Genomic DNA, 1,211 nt, shown 5'->3' with positions numbered 1-1,211 from the left:
TTCCCAATCTGCAAACACATCAACCGATGTGTTTGCGCCAAAATTGGGGGGTCATATTATTACTCCTCAAGCCACTGATTCTGTGCTTGATGTACGACTTAGGGGTACAGAAATGTCAAAGCCTTTCACCATTCGTGCAGGGTATGGATACGTTAAAGTATGGGTACGTAATAATGGCAGTCAAAAAATTAAGTTAACAGTAACTCAAGGCTCAGGTGCAGGAACGGTTAAGCTTAGTGGAACTATAAATCCCGGTGAAGATTGGTCTTCTCCTATTAACTCAAGTGCTTGGTCTACCGGAGATTTTTATGTTAACCTCACAAGTGGTAGTGCTGATATGTCGGGTCAAGTTTCAGTTCGTACAGGTACTACAAGAGGCGAATTGCAATAATAATATCAAAACCGCTTACGAGTGTTGATTAGGTCGGCCAATGTGCCGGCCTTTTTTTGTTTTAGTGCTGGGCATTTGTTATTGTGGTTTATACAGGAGGGATCAAGATGAAACTATTTGAAGAAATTGTGAACATTCAAGAAGAAAAAGATGTGGAAATAAGCAACAAAAATAATATTGGCGATAGACCTATCATAAGAAAAGTTAAAACAAATGAGCCTATGGAGGAGGACTTATCAGTAATTGCTCAATTTTTTCTATTACCATTTGAAACTGGCGATCCAGATGCTGTATTACATATCCCAGTTTTTGATGATGATATTAAAGAGCAAGTATTGCAAGAAATCGGACCACATTTTGATGAGTGTAAAATTGTTGAGTATAAAGATCATTCTCAAATTATGCTAACTATATAAGTTGAACTAAAGATTAGAAAACTATGGTAAGGATTTCGTTGCTACATGTCGAAGTAATATAGACAATGACTTTAGACAGGCAGGGGAATTTAATGGACCATTCAGCATCCTTCCAAGAGATCCAAACGGCGATGAAGCAAGCCAAAAAACGTCGGATGTACGAACGATACCAGACGCTGTATTTGTATCTACAAGGAACAGAAGTAGAGCAAATTACCCATACCATCAACCGAAGTGCGAAAACCGTAAAAGGTTACATTCAAGCGTATGAAACAGGAGGGCTTCCAGGTCTTCAAATGAATCATTCGCCAGGTGCGCCTGTTCGATTAACCCCAGAACAACAAGAAGAGCTGAAACAGACGATCGTGAACTCGGTTCCGCATGATGTGGGCTTTACGGCGCGG

At 40.0% G+C, this 1,211-nt stretch carries 3 protein-coding genes; all 3 read left to right on the top strand.

Annotated elements, in window-relative coordinates:
- The coding region (locus ACIFO6_RS24240) for a hypothetical protein (protein WP_430044623.1) at positions 1 to 391 on the top strand (391 nt) is incomplete at its 5' end.
- Positions 392 to 498: 107 nt separating this feature from the next.
- Positions 499 to 807 carry a hypothetical protein gene (locus ACIFO6_RS24235; RefSeq protein WP_430044621.1) on the top strand — a complete coding sequence of 103 codons (309 nt, stop codon included), beginning with the start codon at positions 499 to 501 and terminating at the stop codon, positions 805 to 807.
- Positions 808 to 899: 92 nt separating this feature from the next.
- Positions 900 to 1,211, top strand: a 312-nt coding sequence (locus ACIFO6_RS24230) for a helix-turn-helix domain-containing protein (protein WP_430044619.1), incomplete at its 3' end; no start/stop codon positions are given.

The organism is Paenibacillus sp. NRS-1781 (assembly GCF_050467745.1).
In the GTDB taxonomy this organism is placed as follows: domain Bacteria; phylum Bacillota; class Bacilli; order Paenibacillales; family Paenibacillaceae; genus Paenibacillus; species Paenibacillus terrae_A.
The sequence above is the reverse complement of the archived record's forward strand: the minus strand, read 5'-3'. Positions and strand labels throughout refer to the sequence as shown.

Bases quoted from the DNA above. Each gene is read 5' to 3' on its own strand.
- ACIFO6_RS24235 (WP_430044621.1), top strand. From the start codon at position 499: ATGAAACTATTTGAAGAAATTGTGAACATTCAAGAAGAAAAAGATGTG.